A 24,581-nucleotide genomic window follows, 5' to 3' on the forward strand; every position below is an offset into this window, starting at 1 on the left:
AGTGCTTATAGAAGATCAGTCAAGAGTATACCGATGCCGATGCGCTCTATATCTGCGTTGTAGTCAATTAAACTTTCACCGTAGCCGTTAAAGTATTGCCCGTAGCCGCGTAGCCTACCCCATAAAGGAAAAGACCAATCTAATTGAATAGCACCACGATTATCTGAATTTAAATTATTGCGGGTCATAAAACTAAATTCGTGTTCGTTCCAGCGATATGCGCCTGAAAATTCAAAGTACCCCATATATTTATGGATATCAGGGTTGTCATCGCCTTTTGCTACCATAGGGTCTTCTTTTCTTTCTTCTGAAATGCGGTACCAAGGTTTAAAGCTAAAAACAAATCCTTCATTTTCCCAGATGAAATCAGCATAAATGCGGTTCCATGATCGCGAGTTGGGTTGGCTTCGACCATTTGATTGGTGTACTGCGCCAATTGAAATTGCCATTTCATCACCCCAAAGCACATGTTCAGGATCGAGGAAGTTAACCCAAAAGATCTCCGGTTCGTAATTTGTTTCGCGAAATGGAGATGAGATTTCTTTGTTATAAAGCTGCCAAAATGATTGCAATGTAAAGCCAAAATATACAGCCTGATCTTCATCATCAAAGTCGTTATATAAAGGAACTTTGATTGATAGTTGATACTTTGCTTCAAGATTATCAAGTGGTTCGCCGTCACTGTCTTGGGTTAATTCATTTAAGCCATCAAACGGGCGTACATTTGGGTTTGATACATATGACAAAGGCAATATGTAATTACGTTTGTGCGGAGTTATGACATTGCGGTTTTTCTGGCTTACTTGTTCACGGGCTTGACGTTTATCAAGTGCTGTAATTTGTTTACTTTCATCAAGTGCTGAACACTTTTTACGAAGTTGGTCTAGCGTTTGGTTGCCATCACCAGCAATAGCTTCATTTAAAATACATTGCTTTACGAGTTCAATATTGCTGCTTTGTTCGTTCTTTTTTTCGATTTGTGCTTGTTGTGCAATTGCAGTGCTGGACAACAATGTAGTAAATAGAATCCCGTAGCGCCAAGTCATTATTATTCCTTTGAGAAAAACCGTGTGTTGTTAAAAGTATACCGTGTTTTTAACTTAATGATGGTGAACTTTTACTGAACTTATCTATTTGAATTGATTTTATACTATGCAAAAAGAGAAAAAGCGGCCGTAGCCGCTTGTTCAATGCAATATTACCCTAAGGTGATATTGCTCTCACGCAATGAGATGGGAGTGAGCTTTACACAAAAGTTAAAGCTCAAATACGTTAGTAAAAAATTTATACAGTTCAGTGCCTTGGTTTACACTCGCTGATGCAAAGTGCAAAATTGCGATGGCATCACAATCAAGTGTGAGTGTTTGCAAAGGCTGCTCACTTAAATAACGCTCCATGCGCAGTACTTTTGCAATTGGCTCACCCGCTTTGATGTGACCCCCCAATGGCGCAATATATTCGACCATGCCGCCCATTGGTGCGTAATAGGCAAGGTAGTCATTTAAATTGCAGCCATAGCGAGTTATCGCTTTTGGCAGGTGAGGTGCATCAAGTAATACTTGTTTATGATTTAGATAGCTTAAAATACTATTGGCATCATCAAATGCTGCACTCAAATCAATTTTTTCTTGGCTACCAAGCTCCACGGTAAACGCTTCAACCTGCACGGCAAACTCACGACCTTGTTTGGCAAGTGCGTCTGTTAATTGCCACCATGGGCAAAAACTGGCTTCGTCCATTGCACCATCAAAGTCATTTGGGATAAATAACACATGGGGAATATTAAAGTAGCTGGCGCTGGCTTTCGCATAATCAGGGCAATATAAATGCTGGCTAGAGATTGGCCCCGTGTGTAAATCCAAAACAATATCTGCTTGGTGGGCGAGCTTTTGCAAATTAAGAGCAATGCGTTTACCTGTGGTTAGGCGGTACGCGGGGCCCGTTAATTGCTGATCGACTTCATCGATCAGCGCGGCTTTAAATGCGCTTTTTAAAGTGTGATCATCTGCATCTGCGTATTGCTCGGCAAATTGCACCGCTAAGTTACTGTTGCAGTGATACATACGGTTCCAGTTGGTGCCCGTTATTGGATCAAAGCGACCGAGGGTAAATTCCCCTGATTTTTGATTGCAACCAATAGGATTCGCGTAAGGGACTAAAGTGATATCGCCTTTGAGTTTAAGGCACTTAAGCTGCTCAAGTAATTGGAAGATAACGGCATTACCTTGCACTTCTGCGCCATGCATATTTGCTTGCACGTAAACGCTAGGGCCGCTGCCATCGCCTTTAATTCGATACACTGGAATCGTGAGCGGTAAACCATTGGCGACTTCACCGACTACAATGTTTTCTTGGCTAATGGGTGTTGTAGTACTCATATTAATTACCTCAGGTAGTAGCTAGCATCTTCAGCTTGACGTACACAGGTTAATTGGCCATTTTGTAACGTGTATTCGGCGGCTAATTCATGGCATAAAAAGTACGGCATGCTTTCGGTAAATCCGTAGGCGCCACACTGACTAAATACCAGCCAGTCATGTTCATTTAAATCCTTAGGTAAATGGTGTTCGCCTAAGCAATCAAGCGCAGTGCACAGTGGGCCATATAAACTCATTGCTTGCGTTGTTGCGTTTGACTCACGCAATAGTCGTACAGGGAAGTCTTGGCTGGTTACCGCTGGGCGTAATAAGTGGTTTATTCCACCGCTTAAAATCACTTGTTGTTGGCCATAGTTTAATTTACTTTCAACGACAGGCGTTGCGTAATGACCACACTCACCTACGGCATAACGACCAAGTTCCATCCATAATTCATCTACGCCAGCATCGCGTTTAATTTTTGCAAGTGCATCAATCAGTGCACCCCAGCTTAGAGTGGGCGCATCTAACGTGTATGGAATACCTAAACCACCGCCTAAATCGAGTACTTTTAAATTAATGCCTAAGTCGTCGGCAAGTTGCGTTAGCGGCGCAATCATTTGTGACCAGAGCTCTGCGAGTTTGTCACTGCTGAGCATATTGCCCCACTGAAAAATATGCAGGCCGTCAAAGTTTAGCGCAGGGTAGTCGCGAGTATTTAGCGCCTGCCATTCATCACAACCGAGCCCAAACGGCGTTAAGCTATCGCCACCTAGTGGGTTTTTTTCGCCTTCGGGCCAGCGTAATTGTACGCGCAGCAATACTTGCAGCTGACAGTTTAGTAAGCTTGCTTGCTCATTGAGCCAGCGTACTTGATTGAGGCTTTCGGCAACAAATATGCGTACTCCGCGCTCAATAAAGTGTTTAATTTGTTTCGGGCTCTTTGCAGGCCCGGTGTTGAGCACGCGCTCGCTGTTAATACCTTGAGCAAGTACTTGCTCAAGTTCGCCCTTGCTTGCAACATCAAAGTTAAAGTCTGCGCTATCTAAGCTTTGAATCACTTTAGATAGGGGATTAGCTTTAACGGCATACCAAAGCTTTACCTGTGTTTGCGTTACTAAACGCGCTAAGTGTGCGTTTAGGGTATCAAGGTCATACACAAAAAATGGCGTATCAAGCTGGCTTGATAACTCATCAATGGCGGTTTTAACTGGCGTGCTCAAAAAGGTCATTAACGTAAAACCTCTTCAAGAAGTAATGACGCATCGCTTTGTTCGTCGCGGTATTTTACGATTAACGCGCATGACATGCTTAAACCTTGCTCGCGTGCCCATGCGTTTGATGCAGGACGAGAACCTGGTATAACAATCGCGTATTCTGGAATAGGTTCGCCTTTATCAAGCTGACGCTCATTTACGCAGTCATATACAGGGATAGTGGCTGATAAACGTACGCCAGGGGCAAGTACTGCGCCTTTTTTAACGACTACGCCTTCAACAATCACACAACCTGCGCCAATAAATGCGTCGTCTTCAACGACTACAGGGCTTGCGCCAATTGGCTCAAGTACGCCGCCTAATTGTACTGCAGCGCTTAAATGTACATTTTTACCTACTTGCGCACACGAACCAACCAAGGCGTGGCTATCAACCATAGTGCCTTCGTCAATAAATGCACCAATGTTTACATACGCTGGTGGCATGATAATCGTGCCTTTAGCAACATGTGCACCGCGGCGAACACTTGAGCCACCTGGTACCATACGCACACCATTTTCAGCAGTGAATTCTTGTGGTGCTAGGTTATGTTTATCTACAAAACCACCAGCGAATTCAGTATTAGTGCCGTTTTTAAACGCTTCTAAAATACCTTTTTTTACTTCAACGTTTGCATGCCATTGGCCGTTATCGTCTTGTGTTGCTGCGCGTACGGCGCCCGATTCTAAATTATTTAATAGTTCTAACCAGCTCATTATAAAAACCTGTATTTAATGCCAAGATAAAATGGTGTTATTTGCATTACTGATACAATCAGTTTGCGTTAACTCAAGGTGCGTTAAAGGTGGGCGCAAATACGGGCTAGTAATACGCCCTTGTAAATGCATCAATACTTTAACGGGAATAGGATTTGCCACGGTGAACAAGCTTTGAATCGCTTGTGACCAATCGGCAAATAAATTGGGGTGTTGGCCGCTAAGGCTACGTTTTACAAATTCATGGGTTTGTGTCGGCCACGCATTGGCTGCAACAGACACTAAACCTTTTGCACCCGCTTGGGCAAAGTAAGGCATAAGTGCGTCATCACCACTAAAAATAGCTAACTGTGGTGCGGCATTTCTAAAACCTTCAAACTTGGCGATGTCGCCACTGGCTTCTTTTAGCGCCCATAAATTTTTATGATTTTTTAAATTGCTAATTACGGCAGGTGGAATATCAACAGCGCTGCGCCCTGGGACGTTATAAAGCATGCATGGATGAACACTGGCATCGAGTAGGTTTTCAAACCAGTGGGTTTGACCAATCACGCCTGGCTTTGCGTAAAGAGGAGAGCCAAGTAAGTAGCCGTGAATAGGCAGTTTATTGCAGTATTCAACCCAAGCAATTTGTTGTTTGAGGTTCATACCGCCAACAGCAACCATAAGCGGTACGGTCGGATTTAATTGGCATACATGTTCAACAATGGCTTGTTGCTCTTTAAGCGTTAAGGCAAGGCCTTCGCCTGTGCTGCCAAGCAGTAAAATGCCGTTATTTGCTGCTTGCTGTTGCGCAACTAATTGATCAAGAATCGCATAGTCGACTTCGCCAGCGTCAGTAAAAGGCGTTACAAGTGCTGTCCATAAAGGATAGTTGTTTAAATCAAAATTGTTTTTCATCTACAACGAACTTATAGAGTGTTCGATGAGTATGCTGTGGGGTACGTGAAAGTGCGCCGCATCGTAGTCATTCGAACTAATATAATCCGAAGAGCGAATGGGCTTAATATAATAGGGCGCAATGGCCTTATCATGCTAAGACCAGAAGCTCTCCACCAAAAAATTTAACAGCAGCGCTGTTATTGGTGACAGTCGCTGGGATTCAACCCAGTCGCCCGAAGTAACCCTTCACAAAAAATGTTACTTCTCGGCGTTAATTCCCCTCACGTATGATCATTGGAGTGTGTGCTCCTCACATACGTTACCTGAATAACGCACCTCTTCTAGCCCACAGTGTAAGTTTCATTAAATAAAAAACTTACACCTTAAATAGGGGTAATGGCAGTGATTAAAGCATTTTAGCCGTCTAGGTGTCAAGTTGGCTTTTGAGCGATCGCTTCGAGAGGGTGGTTACGTATTAATGTTTTTTTTCGTACACTAGCAAACAAAGTCGGTTTAAGGGTATTCAGTAATGGAAAAATTTCAGGAAATTTATCAGCGAGCAGCGCAGCGTAAAGGCAGTGAAGCGATGCTTGAGCAATTGCTTTACGCGCCGCTTTCTAATAAGCAACTAAAATGCTTGCCTGATGATGCATGGCTTGAAGAATTTACCCGTAAGGTATTTCAAAGCGGCTTTTATTGGTCGGTTATTAATAGTAAATGGACAGGCTTTAGAGAGGTTTTTTGGGACTTTAATGTAGAAAAATTACTGATGATGCCACCTGATATGCTAGAGCAAAAAGCAACTGACGAACGTATTATTCGCAACTTTAAAAAAGTACAAACTATTCCAGAAAATGCATATATGATTCACGACGTTGCTCAGCAGCATGGCAGTTTTAGTCAGTTTGTGGCTGATTGGCCAAGTGACGATATAATTGGTTTGTGGGCGTATTTTAAAAAGCACGGTGCACGTTTAGGGGGTAACACAGGCCCGTACACACTGCGCGCATTAGGCAAAGATACCTTTTTGTTGTCGCGTGATGTTGAGGCTTATCTTCGTGGGCATAAAATTATTGATGGTGGTTTGCAAACTAAAAAATCACTAAATAGCGCACAGCACTTTTTTAATGAATTACAGCAGCAAAGTGGCTTAAGCCTCCAAGTGCTGAGTTTATTAGTGGCATACAGCGTGGGTGATAACCGCGTTGGCATACAAACAACCGAAGCCTAAGGAATCCAATGAAACTTGTTAGTCGCTATACTCATATTGCAGAAGATTTTGCAGTCCCTGATTTACCTAGCCCTGTTGTTGCACCAACTTTATTACTTTGGAATGAGGCGGTAGCTAAACAGCTCGATATTCAAGCGAGTCCGTCAGAGCGCGCATCCATCTTTAGCGGAAATACCAGTAACAGCACTGTTGCGGCCGTTGCATTGGGGTATTCAGGGCATCAATTTGGGCATTTTTCACCACGCTTAGGAGACGGCCGCGCGCATTTATTGGGTGCCGTATCTGATCAACATCAACAGCTGTGGGATATTCAGTTAAAAGGGTCCGGTGCTACGCCATTCTCTCGTGGTGGTGATGGGCGCTGTGCTATTGGCCCTGCGATACGTGAATACATTATGAGTGAAGCAATGCATGGCTTAAGTGTTCCGACTACACGCTGTTTAGCCGTGGTTGCCAGTGGAGAAACGGTTTATAGGCAACCACCACAGCAAGGTGCGATAGTAACGCGTGTTGCAAGTAGCCATATTAGAGTGGGGTCTTTTCAGTATTTAGCAACTCAAGGGGACGTGTCAGCGTTACAGGCATTAGCTGATAGTGCAATTGCGCGCCATTACCCTGAAATTCAATCCACAGGGTCAGATCGTTACTTAGCATTTTTAAAAGCTGTTATTGAAAAGCAAATCACTTTGGTCGTAAGTTGGATGCGGGTTGGTTTTATTCATGGCGTGATGAATACAGATAATACACTGATAAGTGGTGAGACGATTGATTACGGCCCATGTGCGATGATGAATCAATTTGATTTTGATACTGTGTTTAGCTCAATTGATCGACAAGCGCGGTACGCATTTGGCAGTCAGCCTAACATAGCTAACTGGAATTGTGCGCGTTTGGCTGAGAGCTTGCTGCCACTCATACACGAAGATGATGAACAAGCCGTCGAATTACTTAGCCCATTAATAAATGGTTTTGCTGAGCAGTTTAACCAAGCGTTTACGCAAATGTGGGCTCAAAAACTCGGTTTTGCAGGTCACCATACAGATGATGCGCAGTTAGTTGCTGAGTTATTGGCGATATTAAAAGACCACAAATTAGATTATACCAATACCTTTGATGAGCTTACCAAGTCACTGCAGGGTGAGCAGGTAATATCTCAGCCACTAAAAGCGTGGTCACTAAAGTGGCTAAAACGCACCGACCAACATAGTTTTGCGATAATGCGAGCGGCAAACCCAATGATGATCCCACGTAACCATATTGTTGAAGCTATTATTGAAGAATTTGAGAATAAAGGTTCAAGTGAGGTATTGGCTGCATATTTAGTTGCACTGCAAAATCCGTATAAGTTAATGATAGAGAACGCACAATGGCTACAACCACCTGCCGATGGCGGTGCGCAATATAAAACCTTTTGTGGTACCTAAATTGATGAATTTATAGATGTATTTCGGACCTATAATGGGTTAATTATTAAAGGTAATAATCAAGCTACAGCATTTATCATGATAAAAGGAATTTTTCATGATTATTTCTTACTTATTATATGAAATAAATGCGTTTTCTACTTGTTGATTTAAAATTAACCAATATAATGCACACCACTAGGATTAGTGAAAAAAGGCCTTGTTCCTTAAGATGTTATTCAACTGTAAATGGTTGTCATCTATTAACTAACTAATCCAGTACGAGATTTAAGTAGGTTAGGTAAAGTTTTTTATCTGAACTATAATGTAGGGCGCTTTATTTTTAATAAATACTTTATTTTGTAAAAAAATACAATTTAAGTGTTTTCGTTAAGTAATGATTAACAAAAGATTCGGTACTCTGGGCACACTTAATGAGCTAGGACTACTTAGCTACAGTTTTAATTGTTAAAATGGGAAGAAAACAATGAAATTAAAATCACTTACAATTGCATTAGCACTAGCTGCAACTAGCGCTTCAAGTTTCGCTGCTGAGAAAGAAGGTTTCTTTATTGGCGCATTTGGCGATTATTACGATGCTTCATGGGAAAATGTACGTGGCAGCGCTGGTACTAACGTTGATGATTCAACAGGATGGGGTGCTGAACTAGGTTATCGTTTTAACGATTACTGGAGTGCACGTCTTGAGTACGCTGATATGGATTTTGATATCTCAAATGCAAATCCTGCTATGACAAAAACAAGTATGGGCGGCGATCGCTTAGGTATCGATGGTCTTTACCACATTGACGGCGGTCCATTTTATGGCATCTTCGGTCTTAAACAGATCGATGTTATGGAAAAACTTACTTTTGCAAACGTAGGTGCTGGTTACCAACATTACTTTACAGATAACTTTGCATTTAATGCTGAAACGTCTATCTACCAAGGCCTTGACCGTGGTTACACAGATGTTGCTGGTAAATTAGGTTTAAGCTACTTATTTGGTAATCAAACTTCGTCAGCTGCGCCAGTTAAACCTGCGCCAGTGACTGCTGCTGTAGTACCTGTTGCTGTAGAGCCTACTGATAGCGACAACGATAATATTGCTGATGCAAATGATAACTGCCCTAATACACCAATGGCTGATGCAGTTGATGCTAACGGTTGTACTTTGTATAAAGATACTAAAGTAACAACTAGCTTATTAGTTACTTTCCCGCATGATTCTGCAATGGTTAAGCAACAGTACTTCGATGATATTGCTTCAGTATCAAAGTTCTTAAAAGAGCATACAGATACAACAGTATTACTTGAAGGTCATGCTTCAGCTGTGGGTGACGCAAGTTACAACAAAAAACTTTCTAAGAAGCGCGCAGATGATGTTGCTGATGAGTTAGTTAAAGATGGCATCTCAAGAGACCGTATCACTACTGTTGGTTTCGGTGAAGAGCGTCTTAAAAATACAGCTAACACACGAGCTGCACACGCAGAAAACCGTCGTGTTGAAGCACATGTATCAACTGTTGAGCGTGTAAAAGTTAAACGTTAATAGTTATAGTATTTAAAAACCCAGCCAAGTGCTGGGTTTTTTTATGTCTGATAATAATGATTCGCAATTGGTATTCATGTGAATAGTGACTTCTTTAAGTTGTATTCATTTTATTTATAGTGGGTATTGCGGTTAGCTTTACTGTATGGGCTTTAATCTATACTTAAAAGCTCTATAATTAATTGTCAAAATTCTATAAGTATTTGGTAAGTTTCGTGAAAGCGCGCACTGCTGACTACTTTAACGTCACCAAGAGGGCAAATATTGTGCTACAAGATTATCGTACACACGTCGAAGAGCGTGCTGCGTTAGGTATCGTACCAGCGCCATTGGATGCTCAGCAAACGGCTGATCTTATCGAATTAGTAAAAACTCCACCTGCAGGTGAGGAAGAGTTTATTCTAAATTTATTAGTAAATCGTGTGCCACCTGGAGTGGATGATGCTGCTTACATTAAGGCTGGTTTTTTAGCGGCGGTTGCTAAAGAGGAAGCCATTTCACCACTCATATCAAAAGAAAAAGCAGCTGAATTATTAGGCACCATGCTAGGTGGCTATAATATTGCGCCAATGATTGATCTACTTGATGACGAAACATTAGCGCCAATTGTAGCTAAGGGCCTTGCAAACACATTATTAATGTTTGATGCATTCTATGATGTTGAAGAAAAATCAAAAGCGGGTAATGTTTTTGCTAAGCAAATCATCGAATCTTGGGCAAATGCACAGTGGTTTATGACTAAGCCAGCGGTTGCTGAAAAAATTTCAGTGACTGTATTTAAAGTAACGGGTGAAACAAATACTGATGATTTGTCGCCAGCACCAGATGCATGGTCTCGTCCTGATATCCCATTGCATGCTTTAGCAATGTTAAAAATTGAACGTGATGGGATCACACCCGATAAAGGCGGCGAAGTTGGCCCCATTACACAACTTGAAGAATTAAAAGCAAAAGGTTTGCCACTTGCATATGTAGGTGATGTTGTAGGTACGGGCTCTTCACGTAAATCTGCGACTAACTCTGTGCTTTGGTTTATGGGCAATGATATTCCGTTTGTACCTAACAAGCGTGTTGGTGGTGTATGTTTAGGTAATAAAATTGCGCCAATCTTTTTCAACACAATGGAAGACTCGGGCGCATTACCAATCGAGTTAAATGTTGATGAACTCAATATGGGCGAGCAAATCGACATCTATCCATACGAAGGTGTTGTTAAGCGCCACGGTACTGATGAAGTTATCTCTACTTTTGAACTTAAATCTGAGGTGATTTTAGATGAAGTGCGTGCAGGTGGTCGTATTCCGCTGATTATTGGTCGCGGTTTAACTGATAAAGCGCGTGCATCACTTGGTTTAGGTGCAACAGATGTGTTTAAAGTACCTGCGGTTACGGAAGCATCTGACAAAGGCTTTACCTTGGCTCAAAAAATGGTTGGTAAAGCATGCAACGTTGTAGGTATTCGCCCAGGTCAATACTGTGAGCCTAAAATGACCACTGTGGGTTCGCAAGATACAACAGGCCCAATGACGCGTGATGAACTTAAAGATTTAGCCTGTTTAGGTTTCTCAGCAGATTTAACAATGCAGTCTTTCTGCCATACATCGGCTTACCCTAAACCTATTGATGTAAACACACATCACACGCTCCCTGATTTTATCATGAACCGTGGAGGCGTTTCTCTTCGCCCTGGTGATGGTGTAATTCACTCATGGTTAAACCGTATGCTATTACCAGATACCGTAGGCACGGGCGGAGATTCACATACACGTTTCCCATTAGGCATTTCATTCCCCGCAGGTTCAGGAGCCGTTGCATTTGCAGCTGCAACCGGTGTAATGCCACTTGATATGCCAGAGTCTATTTTGGTTCGTTTTAAAGGTGAAATACAACCAGGTATCACGTTACGTGACCTTGTACATGCAATCCCTTACTACGGTATTAAAGAAGGCCTATTAACCGTTGAGAAAAAAGGTAAGATCAACGAGTTTTCTGGTCGCGTACTAGAAATTGAAGGCGTTGAGCACTTAACTGTTGAGCAAGCGTTTGAATTATCTGATGCGTCGGCAGAGCGTTCAGCTGCGGGTTGTGCGGTTAAACTTTCTAAAGAGTCTATCGCTGAATATCTTGAATCTAACATTGTAATGCTTAAGTGGATGATCTCTGAAGGCTACGGCGATGTGCGTACTATTGAGCGTCGAATTACAGCAATGCAAGACTGGTTAGCAAATCCTGAACTAATGGAAGCTGACGCAGACGCAGAGTATAAACACGTACTTGAAATTGATTTAACTGACATTAAAGAACCCATACTTTGTGCGCCAAATGATCCTGATGATGCACGTTTATTATCAGATGTTACGGGTGAGAAAATCGACGAAGTATTTATTGGTTCATGTATGACTAATATTGGTCACTTTCGTGCAGCGGGTAAACTACTCGATGGCTTTGAAGGTCGCATTCCCACGCAGCTGTGGGTTGCTCCGCCAACTAAGATGGATAAAGACCAACTCACAGAGGAAGGCTACTACGGTATTTTTGGTCGTGTTGGTGCACGAATCGAAACCCCTGGGTGTTCATTATGTATGGGGAATCAAGCACGTGTAGCAGATAAAGCCACAGTGGTTTCTACCTCTACCCGTAACTTCCCAAATCGTTTAGGTAATGGCGCAAATGTATTCTTGGCATCAGCTGAGCTTGCAGCAGTAGCGGCTATTTTAGGTAAGCTACCAACGGCTGATGAATATCAAGAATATGCAGCGAAAATCAATGCAACAGCAGCAGATACATACCGTTATTTAAATTTCCATCGCATGCCTGCTTATACTAAAAAAGCAGACCAAGTGATCATTCAGCAAGCAGTTTAAATATTACTTAATCGTTAGATAAAAGCCTGCACTGCAGGCTTTTTTATTTCTTATATCTAACTATTGCAGCTACCAATTCAGGAGAGTCTAATTTGTTTGGTTATTTAATTTGATTTTTAGTTATTTAGAGCAATATTAATGTTAACTATTTTTTCTTTGTGTCGATATAAAATCAATTATCTACTGAGTTTGCATTAAAATCCTCGCATTATTCTATGGGTTAATCCTCTTATTTTTAGGCGAGATCTTTATGACAGCATTAAACAACCAAAACCTCCTACAACTTCGTTTTGTAAACCAAGCTCATATCGAGGCGGTAAAGCCATCATTTGCTAATCTCCCAGCTAATCCTTATGCCGATGGTGCGTTTCGTAAACGCCGTTATTCAGTGATTAAAGTCCAAAATGATGAACTAGTATTACAAGCTGCAAAAGCATTTGTACAAGATGATTCAATTAATACTTTTCAAGGTAATGTAGAGCGCACTTATGAAAATCTAGAGCCGAGCTTATTAGCAAGCAATGGTATGAAAAGCATCGTGAATGAGTTTCGTGCTATTACAGGTATAAGCGAAGAACGTGATATTGAAATTCATCAATTTCGCATGCTTGCAATTGAAAGCAACACACCGCCAGCGCCCGAAGGTATTCATCAAGATGGTTTTGACCATGTGTGTATTTGTGGTGTCTCACATGAGAATTTAGAAGGTGGCGAGCTACTTGTGTATGAAAACAAACAAGCTGAGCCGTGTTTCAAAATGGAAATTAAAGACGGTATGTTTGCGCTTATTAATGACCGTGAAGTGTGGCACAACGCGACTCCAATGAATAAAATTGATGCGAGTAAAGCAGGCTACCTTGATTGTTTTGTGTTGACGGCTTAAGGAATAACGATGAATTTAACTAAACTACGACGTCAATTTCCAGCATTAATGCAGCAAGTAGCAGGAAAGTCGCCCATATTTTTAGATGGCCCTGGTGGCTCGCAAGTCCCGCAATCAGTATTAAGCGCCATGTCGGCTTATTTAGGTTATTACAACTCTAATTTAGGTGGTGCTTTTTTCTCAAGCGATAAAACCGTTGAACTAATGACTAATGCTCGTCAAGCGGCTGCTGATTTACTCAATGCGCCATCGAGCGATCAAATCGTATTTGGCGCAAATATGACGAGTCTAACGTTTAGTTTTAGCCGCGCGATTTCACGGGACTGGCAAGCAAGTGATGAGATCATTGTTACTAATGCAGATCACTTCTCAAATGTATCATCATGGCAGCAAGCAGCAGAAGATAAAGGTGTTAAAGTTAATACCGCCCTTATTAACGAAGCTGATTGCAGTTTAGATTTAGCGCATTTTGAAAGCTTACTAAACAACAATACTAAGTTAGTTGCTGTGACCTATGCATCAAATACAACCGGCTCTATTAACGATATTAAGCGCATTGTTGAGCTTGCACACGCTGTAGGTGCATTGGTGTATGTAGATGCCGTGCATTATGCGCCGCATGAACTGATTGATACTCAAGCCTTAGATTGTGATTTTTTAGCCTGTTCAGCTTATAAATTTTTTGGCCCACACTTAGGTATGGTTTACGGTAAGCGCGAACACTTAGAAGGGTTTACGCCTTATAAAGTAGAGCCAGCAAAAGACGTGATCCCAGGTCGCTGGGAAACGGGCACGCAAAATTTTGAAGCACTCGCAGGTTTGATTGCTGCAGTGGAATACATTGCTGCAATAAGTGAATTAGATGACAGCCACCCACGCCGTGAAAAATTGGCCGTGGCATTTACTAAAACAAAACAGCACGAAATGGCATTAAGTGAGTACTTCCTAACCCGCTTAGTTAATTACCCTAATATTAAGCTGTTTGGAATTGATGATTTAGATCGCTTAGCTGAGCGCACTCCCACTTTTGCTTTAACCTTTGAAGGACTCGCACCACGTGAAGTGTCCGAATTTTTAGGTAAGCAGCATATTTGTGTATGGGATGGTAATTTCTATGCACAAGGCTTATGTAAGCAGTTAGGTGTATTAGATTCCGGTGGTGTTGTGCGCATCGGTTGTATGCATTACAACACCATCGAAGAGCTAGATAAGTTGTTTGATTTGTTTGATCAATTACTTTAGAGCTATAAGTCATAAGCTGTAAGTTTTAAGCTATAAGCTATAAGCTATAAGCTATAAGTTTTAAGCTGCCCGAGTCCTGTTTAAGTGTTGGCATAATAATTGGCAACACTCAAACTTTTTGGCTTACCGCTTACCGCTTACCGCTTACCGCTTACTGCTTACGATTGTGGTTGCCCATATATTTGCTCGGCGCGGTTAAACAACACCCACGATGTGAGAATATATTTATCATTTGAAATGGGTTTATTCCCTCTATGTGTATGGGTAAAGTAACCAGGAGCAATCACCATGGTACCTTGTTTTGGTGATATTTTACGTTCTTGATAGTAAAACTCAGTTTCACCACCTTCTTGCACGTCATTTAAATAAAACATAAATAACAGTACGCGATGCAAAGCCTCATTATGGCCAGTCTGAGGGTATACTTCACTGTGCCAATATGGGTAGCCACCTTTATTGATTTGATATTTTTGTGCTTGGATATTACCTAAGCGAAAAATTTGCTGGACAAGTAGTGGTAGCTGAGGTTTTCCCACTTCTTCAAAGTTCGCTTGCGTCAAGTCAGTGGGTACGCCAGTTTTTGGATGATACACTTTTAAACCAAATGCACCTATCATCATAAAAATATGTTCTTCAAGGTATTTAAATACGTAACCGGCCGTTGTTTGTTGAATGTGTTTTAGTTGTTCGGTGTATTCAGGGTAGTTACTGAGGTGTAAGTCATGGCTGTCTTTTTTATTTAAATCGATACCGCCCGATGTCATCCCTTGCTTAAGATGCGGGCTTTGTTCAAACTCAGTAATAAAGTTATTGCAAAAATCTTTGCTCAGGGCGTTATCGTAAACGCGAATAAAGTCCGTCATGGGCTGCCTTTATATAATTATTATTGGATTATTATGTTTATTGAAAAAATTATGCCGCGCTTTAGTGAAACAGATGTGCTCGGACACATTAACAATACCGTACTCCCCGTATGGTTTGAAGCCACGCGGGCACCTATTTTTAGATTTTTTACGCCAGATCTCAATCCACATGATTGGAAATTGATCATAGCTAAAGTAGAGGTGAGTTTTTTGGGGGAATTATTTTATGGTCATGAGGTTGAAGTAAAATCAACCGTTGAACATATTGGTTCAAGCTCATTTGTTATTCGTCAAGAGGCATATCAGCAAGGTAAATGCTGTGCAGTAGGGAAAACAGTCATGGTGCGATATGATTTTATAAATAAAAGTTCTACCCCATTATCGCAAAATGAAAAAGCAGCGTTAACGGATCATTTAGTCGATAAGTAATACGCTGAAGTGGTTGCGCTTCAGCGTATTGGTTGGTTGCATCACTGTAAGAAAATATCACTGCCAATAAGGCATTGTTGGGCGGCGGGCAGTGTGGTTAGTACTTCACTACTTGCATTAACAGTCGTTGCGTCCACAGTGGCTGCTTGGCTAGGTAGCACTATGCTCGCCAGCATTAAAGTTGCAAAAATAGTGAGCATAGAAATTGCCTGTTTATCTGTTCTATTCATTATTGTTGACCTGCGATATCTAGCTGAGTAATTGTGTAGCCTTGCTCTGTTAATAGCGATAGTAAGTTATGCTCACCAACCAAGTGCGCTGCTCCTACAAGGACGAGCTCTTGTTGCTCATTACCAAACATGGCTTCTACTTTAGGTAACCAATTGTAATTGCGATCTTTTAAAAGCTTTTTGAATGTATCAGGATCATCTTTGAGTAAAGGTAATACCACTAATTCATTGAGCAACTCAGTATCGCCGCTGCGCCACGCTTTCATCATGCTATTAAATAAAGTGCTGTAATCATTGAGTTGGTCTAAGTTAGATTGAATGAATTTATTCTCGTTGTTTTCACCCATTTCTTTAAATAACCGCAGCTGGAATGCAATATCTTCTAAATACTGCTGTGGTTTATTATCAGCACTAGCCCGTTTTGCAAAATACGCATCGACACCTTCACCAATTAAACTTTGCTTTTGTAGCTCCATTGACATTAAAACAACACTGACCATAAATGGTCTAAAGCTATTAAGCTCATTCAAACTAGTACCAAATTGTGCCAGTTTAGCTTCAAGTTCCTTCTTTACTTGTGGCGTCAGCTTTTCACTGAGCGTTTCATCATTTTTATATGACAATGTTTGTATCATATTCATTTGTGCTTGAGCATCCGTTGGATCAGGCATTTTAGCTTCTAAAATAACGGTATCGCTTTGCTGATAAGCAAATTCAAACTCAGCAGGCAGTGGCATTTGGCTGCTAGGTAAAATATGTAAAGTGCCGCCGATATACACTGTATCTTCACCTTTCTTAACTTGCCAAACAGAAGTTTGGGCGGCGGCACTTAAAGTTAGCAAAGAGCAGCCTATAAGTAGGCTTTTATTTAATAAATTTTTGCGAAAATTGAACATCCCTCATTCCTTATTGTTTGGTGATTAAAAACGATATTAATTAAACAAGCTTGCTAATTTTTCTGCAATTGTTTGGTTTATTTTTTGAATTGAACTATCAATCTTTTTGTTGATTGCAGCATCAATTTGATTTAATTGGTTTTCAATTGAAGCGTTAAAGTCACTCGTGAAATCATATTCAACTGTTGTTACTTCCTTTACTTGTACTGAGGCTGTTACAGGAGTAATAGTGTGTGTTTCAATGTCATTCTCTGCTGCGTTTACACTAAATAAAGTTGCTGCAAGCGTACTTGCTAAAACGGTTTTTGTTGCGATTTTAGTAAATGATTTCATGATTTATTCCTTTATTATTTAGTCTGTATTACTACCAATATGTGATGTGGTAAGTAATGTTAAGTTAAAAAATGTTATCGCTAAGCGGTAGCGATGAGTGAATATTAAGGGGTGATAGGGAATAAGTCGCTTATCTAGATATGAGCAATTTAATTATAAGGTTTTAGATTTTAAATTTATTTATAATCAATAGTTTATCGTTAAAGGTTATGATGCAAGATAAGGTTTTATTGTGTGTTTTTATCAAGGTTAGTATCGGTAAAAGGATAATATGAACAAAATGAAAAGTTAATTTTGCATCTGCATGATGTTTTCAATCGACAATTAACTGAAAGTTCTTTTTGATTGAGTTAGAATGCGGGCGAATTATCATATTGCTTTTTAGCTACTAAATACAAATGAGTTACTAACCAGATGTTGTTAATGATCGATAACTACGATTCGTTTACCTATAACCTAGTGCAATACTTTCAGCGTTTAGATCAGGATGTGTTAGTAAAGCGTAATGATGAAATCACCGTAAGCCAAATTGCACAGTTGAACCCTCAACATATAGTGTTATCTCCTGGGCCATGTACACCCGATCAGGCTGGTATCTCATTAGATGTTGTTGACAAATTGAAAGGTGATTTTCCTATATTAGGAATATGTTTAGGCCATCAAACAATTGCACAAGCATTGGGTGCTAAAGTGGTAAAAGCAAAGCAAGTGATGCATGGTAAAACTTCTGCTATTTGCCATACAGGAGAAGGCGTGTTTAAAGGATTGGCTAATCCACTAACGGTGTGTCGTTATCATTCGTTAGTTGTCGAAAAAAACAGTGTGCCTGCTGAGCTATCGATCACTGCATGGAGTCAGACCAGCGATGGTCAGTTTGATGAGATTATGGGCTTAGTGCATAAAAGCTTAGCGTTAGAAGGGGTACAGTTCCACCCTGAAGCAATATTAACGGAGCAGGGGCTTGAATTACTTGCCAACTTTATAACTCGGTTCTAGGCTTAAACTGGTTTGATTTTACTTAAAGAAAGATATTAATGAATGACTGATGAAATGCGCGAACACAGAACGGCAAAAGTACTTGAACAGCGAGCTCATGATCTGCTGCTTGGTCACAGTTTTGCGCAACGTCAAATCGGCTATATTCATACTTTAGAAATTGATTATGGCGCGCCAATGAAGCAGCGCACTTTACTTGAAGTTGAAATGGCTGCGCAAAAAAAGCGACAAAAATCCAGTACGGCTCATCATAAGTATCGCGCTCAAGCAAGCCAGCAATTACATCAAGTGATCGAAACCGCCATGAATAAACAATTGGCAGATATAGACACGGTATTGCATGAAACAATAGGTATAGAGGATAACGTTCCTGCAATTTTAGAAGTTTTAGCCGTTAAATCTGCGTCGGTAGGGCGTTTAGAGCCCCTAGTAAATGATTTAAGTTGGTTAGGTCGAGAACTGGTCTCTTTTGTGAATCTGCCTTATTACCGTAAGCAGCGTAATAAGCACACATCAGTAAAAGTTGATAACCCATCTTTGGCGCTGCGTTATATTGGCTTAGATAACTTGCAGTTTGTAGTCCCCACCTTTGCGGTACGCCACTGGATGCCACACAGTACTGAACCTTTCCCATTATTAAAGCGTCGCTTACGTGATAACTCGATGGCCTGCGCTATTGCTGCACAAGAGTTGGCTAAGGTAAATGGTATGAATGAAATGCATGCTTTCACGCTGGGGATGCTATTAGATGTGGGTAAAATTGCTTTAGTTAGGCTTTACTTACGAACTTTTGAACTTGTTTGGCAGCGTAAAGTGTCTATCGCGCGCGAAGAGCAACATAAAGACTTACATACGGCTTTACTGGAACTTAAACCAGATCCGTTGTTTTTAAGCACGCTACTCAGCCAGCATGCATTAAAAGTAACTGCAAAAGTGATTGAGAAAATGTCATTTCGTTATTTGCCTTTTAATACAGTAATGGAGCAACTAACGGCACCGCTTCCTAAAGGCGAATCTTTATTGCCATTAACGGTATTAATGCAGAAGGCTCGCTGCTATTCACAATATATCACTCTGGAAGAGCATCAACTGATCGAAGCTGATGAAAAAACTGTTTGGCTAAAGCACCTCAACTTTACGCAATCTGAGCTAAATCTACTCGAAAAAACTAATTTTCAACACTTTCATATTAAAATTGACTAGTTTTATAAAATAATTGTTAATTTTTTTTGCGACTATTCATTCATCATTAAGCTCACCAGTAGCGCTGTATTTTAGTTCAATAGCTCTGCTGGGCATGTTATAGGCTGCAATTTAGAACAAATTTACTGTGATTTTCTTTTTCAAATAGTTATTCACTATCTCTGAAATAATATCTCAAACCCTTTATTTACAAGGGCTGTATGAAAGTATTCTAAGAGACAGATGACTAAAATTCTGAAATAATGCGTGTCTGAAAATTGAACCAGAGAGTATTTTTTGGCAATTTAAGCTATGCTCATCTACGCCAAAGAGAATGGTATTTTATACCATCATTTCGATATTCACACTCTCTGTGTGCTCACAATTAAGAGGATATAAAATGACAGTTAATCGCGATTTATTTGATCAAGTAATGGTTCCTAACTACGCACCTTCAAGCATTATTCCAGTTCGTGGCGAAGGCTCACGCGTATGGGATCAGCAAGACCGTGAATATATCGATTTTGCCGGTGGTATCGCTGTTAATTGTCTAGGCCATTGTCATCCTGCATTAGTTAAAGCATTAAAAGAGCAGGGTGAGAAGATCTGGCATTTATCAAATGTTATGACGAATGAGCCAGCACTGCGCTTAGCTAAAAAGTTAGTAGATGCGACATTTGCTGAAAAAGTATATTTTGCCAACTCTGGTGCAGAAGCAAACGAAGCAGCCCTTAAACTTGCGCGTCGTTTAGCACTTGAAAACTTTGGTGCCGAAAAATCACAAATCATCGCATTTAACAAAGGCTTCCATGGCCGTACATTTTTTACCGTAACAGTAGGTGGTCAAGCTGCTTATTCTGACGGTTTTGGTCCAAAACCAGGCGATATCGTACATTGTGATTACAATGATTTAGCGGCATTTGAAGCGCTTATCTCAGATAAAACATGCGCAGTAATGATGGAACCTTTGCAAGGCGAAGGCGGCATTATTTCACCAACGGATGAATTTGCTAAAGGCGTTCGTGAGTTATGTACTAAGCACAATGCGTTGCTTATTTTTGATGAAGTACAAACCGGTGTTGGCCGTACTGGTGATTTATACGCATACCAAGGTTTGGATGTAACACCTGATATTTTAACAACAGCTAAAGCGCTTGGTGGCGGTTTTCCAATCGGCGCGATGATCACAACGACTGAAATTGCTAAGCATCTTAAAGTGGGAACTCATGGTTCTACTTATGGCGGCAACCCATTAGCGTGTGCCGTTGGTGAAGCAGCATTTGATACTGTTAACACATCAGAAGTACTTGCCGGCGTGAAAGCGAAAGAAGCGTTATTCCGTGAATTACTAACGGCAATCAACGATAAATACAACGTATTCTCTGAAATTCGTGGTAAAGGTTTGCTTATTGGTGCTGTTGTTAACGAACAATTTAAAGGTCGCGCTAAAGAATTTTTAGTCGCGGGCACAAGTGAAGGCGTAATGTCGTTAGTTGCGGGTGCTGATGTTGTACGTTTTACCCCATCATTAGTAATTCCTGAAGCGGATATTCGCGAAGGTATGGCACGCTTTGAAAAAGCAGTAGCTAAAGTTGTGAACGGTTAATCTAGCGTTCTCATTATTTAAGGGCAAGTAGCAAGCTTGCCCTGATCTTCTATTTTACCGTTATTTATAAGGGAGCAAGCGGACTCATGATGATTCTTCGCCCAATCCAGCAATGTGATTACCCAGCTTTATTGAAAATTGCCCATGAATCAGGGCATGGTTTTACCTCTTTGCCTAATAACGAAGCGTTATTACAAAAGAAAATTGACCATTCAGTAAGCTCATTTGCAAAAAGTGCATCTCAACCGGGTGACGAAGGTTACTTGTTTGTTCTTGAAGATAGCGAAACAGGTGAAGTGGTCGGAACCTCAGCCATTGAAGCCGCAGTTGGTTTAGATGATGCGTTTTATCATTACCATTTAAGCAAAGCAATTCATTCATCGCGTACGCTTAATGTGTATAAAGCGGTTGATATTTTAACGCTATGTAATGATTACACAGGCGCTACAGAGCTTTGCACTTTATTTTTAAAAGATGGCTACCGTAAAAACAACAACGGCAAGCTACTTTCAAAAGCCCGTTTTATGTTTATTAAACAGCATAGAGAGCGCTTTGCTGAAACCGTGATTGCAGAAATGCGCGGTGTATCAAATGAAAATGGCGACAGCCCTTTTTGGCAATGGTTAGAAGAGCATTTTTTCTCTATGGACTTCCCAACTGCCGATTATCTAACCGGTATAGGCCAAAAAGTATTTATTGCTGAGTTAATGCCAAAATACCCAATTTACGTCAATCTTTTAAGTAAAGATGCACAGGCGGTTATTGGTCAAGTACATGATAATACACGCCCCGCAATTTCATTACTTAAAAGTGAAGGCTTTACCTTTAACGGTTACGTTGACATCTTTGATGCAGGTCCGACCGTTGAAGCAAAAGTAGATAATATAGCGACAGTACGTAACGCCAAAAACTTTACCGTTAAAATTGGTGAAAATAGTGGCGAGACATCGGTAATGCTAGCAAACGAAAAACTCAATGATTTTAGAGCAACCGTAGCAGAGCTAACGTTTGATGCGAAAAACCCAGAGATTATCTTGTCACAAGAAATCGCTGACGCATTGCACCTTCAAGCTGGCGATACTGTCACAGCAACAAGTTTATAATTTAGGAGAAAGTATATGACTCATCCTGCACAATTTATTAATGGTCAATGGTCACAAGGCCAAGGCGAAGCATTTAGTTCAGTAAACCCAGCAAATAACACCGTTATTTGGCAAGCAAATTCAGCAACAGCTGAACAAGTTGATACAGCTGTTAATGCTGCACGCGACGCTTTTTACAGCTGGGCTGATAAGACATTCGCAGAGCGCTTAGCTATTGTAAAAACGTTTGCTGAAACACTTAAAGCACACAGTGAAGAATTAGCTGTCGCAATCGCACAAGAAACGGGTAAACCATTATGGGAAACTCGCACTGAAGCGGGTGCTATGGTTGGTAAAATTGCAATTTCTGAAAAAGCCCTTCTAGAACGCACTGGTGATGTTGAAAACCCAATGCCGCAAGGCCGTGCGATGATCCGTCATAAGCCACATGGCGTTGTTGCTGTATTTGGCCCGTATAACTTTCCAGGTCATTTGCCTAATGGCCACATTGTGCCTGCACTTTTAGCTGGTAATACAGTGGTATTTAAGCCATCAGAGCTAACGCCCGCTGTTGCAGAGCTAACACTTAAGCTTTGGGAAAAAGCAGGTTTACCAGCCGGTGTTATTAACCTTGTTCAAGGTGAAGTAGAAACAGGTAAAGCATTAGCCGCGCACAAAGGCATTGATGGCTTATTCTTTACAGGCTCATCACGCACGGGTCATATTTTACATGAGCAGTTTGCAGGTCAGCCAGGTAAGATCCTAGCATTAGAGATGGGGGGTAATAATCCGCTTATCATTACTGATGTTGCAGATACTAAAGCAGTGATCCACGATATTATTCAATCAGCATTTATTTCAAGTGGTCAACGTTGTACGTGTGCACGTAAACTGTTTTTACCTGCAGGCGAGCAAGGCGATATAATTTTAGCCGGTTTAATTACTGCCACTAAAGCGATTAAAGTCGGTAACTACGATGACGCAGACCAGCCATTTATGGGGTCGATGATTTCATCAGTGGCAGCCGCAGGAATGGTTACAGCACAACAGCAGTTAGTTGAACTTGGTGCAAAGATGTTAGTTGAGCTTACTCACACTGCCAACACGGGTTTTGTTACTCCAGGCATTATTGAATGTACTGATGTTGCTAACTTCCCAGATGAAGAGCATTTTGGGCCACTGTTAAAAGTATTCCGCTTTACTGACTTTGATCAAGCAATTGATAAAGCTAACGATACAAGCTTTGGTTTATCAGCAGGCTTACTGAGCGATAACGCTGCAGATTACGACCACTTTTTACGTCGTATTCGCGCGGGTATTGTTAACTGGAACCGCCCAATCACAGGTGCATCAAGTGCCGCACCGTTTGGTGGCATTGGCGCATCAGGTAATCACCGCGCAAGTGCATACTATGCGGCAGATTATTGTGCATACCCAGTTGCCTCCGTTGAGCTTGAAAAAGTAGCCATGCCAGCAACATTAAGCCCAGGTTTAAAAATTGACTAATTACTATTAATAAAAATAGCAATAAAGAATTGAAAAAGCAGCCTTGGCTGCTTTTTTTGTATTGCTTCTTGAGCAAAGGTAGCATTTAAATGCGCTTTCTGCTTAAATCAATAGAGTCGTATTTTATTAGGTGAAGAGAATTATGGTTTTAGATAGGCAAGGGTATGATGACCTCATCATGTATCTTACTCAAAACTTAGCTTTATTTGAGAAGCCTGGCGAGATAAAACCAGGTGCACCAACGATTATGGCGTTGATAGAGGATGACATCGCTGAAAATGTGATGCTGATATGCCAACAAAACAAAGCGCTTTCTACAGAGCAACGCAGCCAAATAGTACGTGAAGTGGATGGGATAGTTTACGACCTCCAAGAAGTGCTAAGTAGTGTTACGAGTAATCAAGTTACGATAGAGCAACATGCATTTATTGATGAGTTTGCAGCGTTGGTTAAAAACCTATTCGATAGCGCGGTTGCTGAAAAAATTTAACGACCTCAGATTATCGCTTTTAATTTGCAACTGCCTGTGACTTCCTTACAATCAAGAAAATAACTTCTTTGAGAGTAATAAAATGCAAGCGAATGTAAAATGGGTTGAAGGCGATACGTATCTTGGGCGCTCTAATTCTGGGCATAACGTTGTGTTTGACGCAGGCAGTGATAGCGCAGCACCAAGTCCTATGGAAATGGTGCTCATGTCAGTGGGTTGCTGTTCATCAGTAGATGTGGTCAGCATTTTAAAGAAAGCGAAACAAAACTTCTCAGATGTTCAAGTTAAATTGAGCGCAGAACGTGCTGAATCAGCTCCTCGAGTCTTTACTAAGATTAACTTACACTTTGTAGTAACAGGGGATAATGTCTCTGAGAAGCACCTTGCACGCGCAGTTACATTATCAGCTGAAAAGTATTGTTCAGTTGCATTAATGCTTGATAAAACAGTAGAAATTACCCACAGTCACGAAGTTGTGCAAGAACAGGCAAAATAAGGCTTTTTCCTGCGGTGAAATTCGTATAAAATCCGCGAACTTTCATTCTGCTGTGGCAGATTTCACTAGTTTATAGGTTGGTTTAT

General features: G+C 41.0%; 23 protein-coding genes and 1 riboswitch. Of the genes, 14 read left to right on the forward strand and 9 right to left on the reverse strand.

What is annotated here, in order from left to right; translation table 11 throughout:
* Positions 1–5: 5 nt before the first annotated feature.
* The 5 genes from HJP15_RS14040 to dapA all read right to left on the reverse strand — a co-directional run bounded on the left by HJP15_RS14040 (position 6) and on the right by dapA (position 5,229).
* Positions 6–1,046 carry a phospholipase A gene (locus HJP15_RS14040; RefSeq protein WP_054206880.1) on the reverse strand — a complete coding sequence of 347 codons (1,041 nt, stop codon included), beginning with the start codon at positions 1,044–1,046 and terminating at the stop codon, positions 6–8.
* Positions 1,047–1,256: 210 nt separating this feature from the next.
* Entirely contained in the window at positions 1,257–2,378 is a 1,122-nt protein-coding gene (locus HJP15_RS14045; RefSeq protein WP_054452897.1) for a succinylglutamate desuccinylase/aspartoacylase family protein, read from the reverse strand.
* A 5-nt stretch (positions 2,379–2,383) separates the two neighbouring features.
* The gene (locus tag HJP15_RS14050; RefSeq protein WP_170174029.1) at positions 2,384–3,589 is read right to left on the reverse strand and encodes a PLP-dependent decarboxylase; all 1,206 of its coding nucleotides are present in this window, start codon (positions 3,587–3,589) and stop codon (positions 2,384–2,386) included.
* The gene (locus tag HJP15_RS14055; RefSeq protein ID WP_054206877.1) at positions 3,589–4,329 is read right to left on the reverse strand and encodes a 2,3,4,5-tetrahydropyridine-2,6-dicarboxylate N-succinyltransferase; all 741 of its coding nucleotides are present in this window, start codon (positions 4,327–4,329) and stop codon (positions 3,589–3,591) included. The genes HJP15_RS14050 and HJP15_RS14055 overlap by 1 nt, the downstream gene beginning before the upstream one ends.
* Before the next feature lie 15 nt (positions 4,330–4,344).
* Positions 4,345–5,229 (reverse strand): 4-hydroxy-tetrahydrodipicolinate synthase, encoded by an 885-nt coding sequence (dapA, locus tag HJP15_RS14060; RefSeq protein ID WP_170174030.1) that lies wholly within the window; start codon positions 5,227–5,229, stop codon positions 4,345–4,347.
* Between the two features lie 137 nt (positions 5,230–5,366).
* A riboswitch (Lysine riboswitch) is annotated at positions 5,367–5,560 on the reverse strand.
* Positions 5,561–5,740: 180 nt separating this feature from the next.
* Between dapA and HJP15_RS14065 the strand changes: the two genes are divergently transcribed.
* The 6 genes from HJP15_RS14065 (at position 5,741) to HJP15_RS14090 (ending at position 14,386) form a co-directional block, all read left to right on the forward strand.
* Positions 5,741–6,442 carry a DNA-3-methyladenine glycosylase I gene (locus HJP15_RS14065; RefSeq protein ID WP_170174031.1) on the forward strand — a complete coding sequence of 234 codons (702 nt, stop codon included), beginning with the start codon at positions 5,741–5,743 and terminating at the stop codon, positions 6,440–6,442.
* An 8-nt stretch (positions 6,443–6,450) separates the two neighbouring features.
* Positions 6,451–7,866: a protein adenylyltransferase SelO gene (locus HJP15_RS14070; protein WP_170174032.1), complete on the forward strand. Its 1,416-nt coding sequence runs from the start codon at positions 6,451–6,453 to the stop codon at positions 7,864–7,866.
* A gap of 466 nt (positions 7,867–8,332) precedes the next feature.
* Positions 8,333–9,397 (forward strand): OmpA family protein, encoded by a 1,065-nt coding sequence (locus HJP15_RS14075; protein ID WP_054204552.1) that lies wholly within the window; start codon positions 8,333–8,335, stop codon positions 9,395–9,397.
* 266 nt (positions 9,398–9,663) lie between these two features.
* Positions 9,664–12,261, forward strand: a complete 2,598-nt coding sequence (gene acnB, locus HJP15_RS14080; protein ID WP_054204562.1) for a bifunctional aconitate hydratase 2/2-methylisocitrate dehydratase — start codon at positions 9,664–9,666, stop codon at positions 12,259–12,261.
* Positions 12,262–12,511: 250 nt separating this feature from the next.
* Positions 12,512–13,144 (forward strand): 2OG-Fe dioxygenase family protein, encoded by a 633-nt coding sequence (locus HJP15_RS14085; RefSeq protein WP_082355588.1) that lies wholly within the window; start codon positions 12,512–12,514, stop codon positions 13,142–13,144.
* Positions 13,145–13,153: 9 nt separating this feature from the next.
* The gene (locus HJP15_RS14090) at positions 13,154–14,386 is read left to right on the forward strand and encodes a cysteine desulfurase-like protein (RefSeq protein WP_170174033.1); all 1,233 of its coding nucleotides are present in this window, start codon (positions 13,154–13,156) and stop codon (positions 14,384–14,386) included.
* Positions 14,387–14,544: 158 nt separating this feature from the next.
* On the opposite strand, the gene HJP15_RS14095 is transcribed toward HJP15_RS14090, so the two are convergent.
* The gene (locus HJP15_RS14095; RefSeq protein ID WP_170174034.1) at positions 14,545–15,249 is read right to left on the reverse strand and encodes a 2OG-Fe(II) oxygenase; all 705 of its coding nucleotides are present in this window, start codon (positions 15,247–15,249) and stop codon (positions 14,545–14,547) included.
* 33 nt (positions 15,250–15,282) lie between these two features.
* Between HJP15_RS14095 and HJP15_RS14100 the strand changes: the two genes are divergently transcribed.
* On the forward strand, positions 15,283–15,678 hold the full coding sequence (locus HJP15_RS14100; RefSeq protein WP_054204549.1) for an acyl-CoA thioesterase: 396 nt from the start codon (positions 15,283–15,285) through the stop codon (positions 15,676–15,678).
* Between the two features lie 41 nt (positions 15,679–15,719).
* On the opposite strand, the gene HJP15_RS14105 is transcribed toward HJP15_RS14100, so the two are convergent.
* Genes HJP15_RS14105 through HJP15_RS14115 form a run of 3 tightly spaced genes read right to left on the reverse strand, consistent with a single transcriptional unit; the run spans position 15,720 to position 17,137 of the window.
* Positions 15,720–15,908, reverse strand: coding sequence for a hypothetical protein (locus HJP15_RS14105; RefSeq protein WP_054452883.1), 189 nt, complete (start codon positions 15,906–15,908; stop codon positions 15,720–15,722).
* Positions 15,908–16,804, reverse strand: coding sequence for a TraB/GumN family protein (locus HJP15_RS14110; protein ID WP_170174035.1), 897 nt, complete (start codon positions 16,802–16,804; stop codon positions 15,908–15,910). The genes HJP15_RS14105 and HJP15_RS14110 overlap by 1 nt, the downstream gene beginning before the upstream one ends.
* A 36-nt stretch (positions 16,805–16,840) precedes the next feature.
* A complete protein-coding gene (locus HJP15_RS14115) occupies positions 16,841–17,137 on the reverse strand; it encodes a hypothetical protein (protein ID WP_054452879.1) in 297 nt (98 codons plus the stop codon).
* Positions 17,138–17,551: 414 nt separating this feature from the next.
* Here HJP15_RS14115 and HJP15_RS14120 point away from each other — a divergent pair, with 414 nt between their 5' ends.
* The 7 genes from HJP15_RS14120 to HJP15_RS14150 all read left to right on the forward strand — a co-directional run bounded on the left by HJP15_RS14120 (position 17,552) and on the right by HJP15_RS14150 (position 24,495).
* Complete coding sequence (locus tag HJP15_RS14120; RefSeq protein ID WP_054204545.1) at positions 17,552–18,133, forward strand: anthranilate synthase component II; 582 nt, start codon at positions 17,552–17,554, stop codon at positions 18,131–18,133.
* A gap of 42 nt (positions 18,134–18,175) precedes the next feature.
* A complete protein-coding gene (locus HJP15_RS14125; RefSeq protein ID WP_054204544.1) occupies positions 18,176–19,336 on the forward strand; it encodes an HDOD domain-containing protein in 1,161 nt (386 codons plus the stop codon).
* Positions 19,337–19,715: 379 nt separating this feature from the next.
* A complete protein-coding gene (locus HJP15_RS14130; RefSeq protein WP_054204543.1) occupies positions 19,716–20,921 on the forward strand; it encodes an aspartate aminotransferase family protein in 1,206 nt (401 codons plus the stop codon).
* Positions 20,922–21,007: 86 nt separating this feature from the next.
* Positions 21,008–22,024 (forward strand): arginine N-succinyltransferase, encoded by a 1,017-nt coding sequence (gene astA / locus HJP15_RS14135; RefSeq protein WP_054204542.1) that lies wholly within the window; start codon positions 21,008–21,010, stop codon positions 22,022–22,024.
* 15 nt (positions 22,025–22,039) lie between these two features.
* On the forward strand, positions 22,040–23,509 hold the full coding sequence (gene astD, locus HJP15_RS14140) for a succinylglutamate-semialdehyde dehydrogenase (protein ID WP_169328179.1): 1,470 nt from the start codon (positions 22,040–22,042) through the stop codon (positions 23,507–23,509).
* Positions 23,510–23,651: 142 nt separating this feature from the next.
* Complete coding sequence (locus HJP15_RS14145; RefSeq protein WP_054204540.1) at positions 23,652–23,999, forward strand: DUF3802 family protein; 348 nt, start codon at positions 23,652–23,654, stop codon at positions 23,997–23,999.
* 82 nt (positions 24,000–24,081) lie between these two features.
* Positions 24,082–24,495, forward strand: a complete 414-nt coding sequence (locus HJP15_RS14150; protein WP_054204539.1) for an OsmC family protein — start codon at positions 24,082–24,084, stop codon at positions 24,493–24,495.
* The last annotated feature ends 86 nt before the right edge of the window (positions 24,496–24,581 follow it).

It is taken from the genome of Pseudoalteromonas sp. NEC-BIFX-2020_002, from assembly GCF_013002825.1.
In the GTDB taxonomy this organism is placed as follows: Bacteria; Pseudomonadota; Gammaproteobacteria; order Enterobacterales; family Alteromonadaceae; genus Pseudoalteromonas; species Pseudoalteromonas neustonica.

What these genes read in the sequence shown, in the direction of transcription:
- HJP15_RS14040 (WP_054206880.1), bottom strand. Translation starts at nt 1,046, where the DNA reads ATGACTTGGCGCTACGGGATTCTATTTACTACATTGTTGTCCAGCACT.
- HJP15_RS14045 (WP_054452897.1), bottom strand. Translation starts at nt 2,378, where the DNA reads ATGAGTACTACAACACCCATTAGCCAAGAAAACATTGTAGTCGGTGAA.
- HJP15_RS14050 (WP_170174029.1), bottom strand. Translation starts at nt 3,589, where the DNA reads ATGACCTTTTTGAGCACGCCAGTTAAAACCGCCATTGATGAGTTATCA.
- HJP15_RS14055 (WP_054206877.1), bottom strand. Translation starts at nt 4,329, where the DNA reads ATGAGCTGGTTAGAACTATTAAATAATTTAGAATCGGGCGCCGTACGC.
- dapA (WP_170174030.1), bottom strand. Translation starts at nt 5,229, where the DNA reads ATGAAAAACAATTTTGATTTAAACAACTATCCTTTATGGACAGCACTT.
- HJP15_RS14065 (WP_170174031.1), top strand. Translation starts at nt 5,741, where the DNA reads ATGGAAAAATTTCAGGAAATTTATCAGCGAGCAGCGCAGCGTAAAGGC.
- HJP15_RS14070 (WP_170174032.1), top strand. Translation starts at nt 6,451, where the DNA reads ATGAAACTTGTTAGTCGCTATACTCATATTGCAGAAGATTTTGCAGTC.
- HJP15_RS14075 (WP_054204552.1), top strand. Translation starts at nt 8,333, where the DNA reads ATGAAATTAAAATCACTTACAATTGCATTAGCACTAGCTGCAACTAGC.
- HJP15_RS14085 (WP_082355588.1), top strand. Translation starts at nt 12,512, where the DNA reads ATGACAGCATTAAACAACCAAAACCTCCTACAACTTCGTTTTGTAAAC.
- HJP15_RS14090 (WP_170174033.1), top strand. Translation starts at nt 13,154, where the DNA reads ATGAATTTAACTAAACTACGACGTCAATTTCCAGCATTAATGCAGCAA.
- HJP15_RS14095 (WP_170174034.1), bottom strand. Translation starts at nt 15,249, where the DNA reads ATGACGGACTTTATTCGCGTTTACGATAACGCCCTGAGCAAAGATTTT.
- HJP15_RS14100 (WP_054204549.1), top strand. Translation starts at nt 15,283, where the DNA reads ATGTTTATTGAAAAAATTATGCCGCGCTTTAGTGAAACAGATGTGCTC.
- HJP15_RS14105 (WP_054452883.1), bottom strand. Translation starts at nt 15,908, where the DNA reads ATGAATAGAACAGATAAACAGGCAATTTCTATGCTCACTATTTTTGCA.
- HJP15_RS14110 (WP_170174035.1), bottom strand. Translation starts at nt 16,804, where the DNA reads ATGTTCAATTTTCGCAAAAATTTATTAAATAAAAGCCTACTTATAGGC.
- HJP15_RS14115 (WP_054452879.1), bottom strand. Translation starts at nt 17,137, where the DNA reads ATGAAATCATTTACTAAAATCGCAACAAAAACCGTTTTAGCAAGTACG.
- HJP15_RS14120 (WP_054204545.1), top strand. Translation starts at nt 17,552, where the DNA reads ATGTTGTTAATGATCGATAACTACGATTCGTTTACCTATAACCTAGTG.
- HJP15_RS14125 (WP_054204544.1), top strand. Translation starts at nt 18,176, where the DNA reads ATGACTGATGAAATGCGCGAACACAGAACGGCAAAAGTACTTGAACAG.
- HJP15_RS14130 (WP_054204543.1), top strand. Translation starts at nt 19,716, where the DNA reads ATGACAGTTAATCGCGATTTATTTGATCAAGTAATGGTTCCTAACTAC.
- astA (WP_054204542.1), top strand. Translation starts at nt 21,008, where the DNA reads ATGATGATTCTTCGCCCAATCCAGCAATGTGATTACCCAGCTTTATTG.
- astD (WP_169328179.1), top strand. Translation starts at nt 22,040, where the DNA reads ATGACTCATCCTGCACAATTTATTAATGGTCAATGGTCACAAGGCCAA.
- HJP15_RS14145 (WP_054204540.1), top strand. Translation starts at nt 23,652, where the DNA reads ATGGTTTTAGATAGGCAAGGGTATGATGACCTCATCATGTATCTTACT.
- HJP15_RS14150 (WP_054204539.1), top strand. Translation starts at nt 24,082, where the DNA reads ATGCAAGCGAATGTAAAATGGGTTGAAGGCGATACGTATCTTGGGCGC.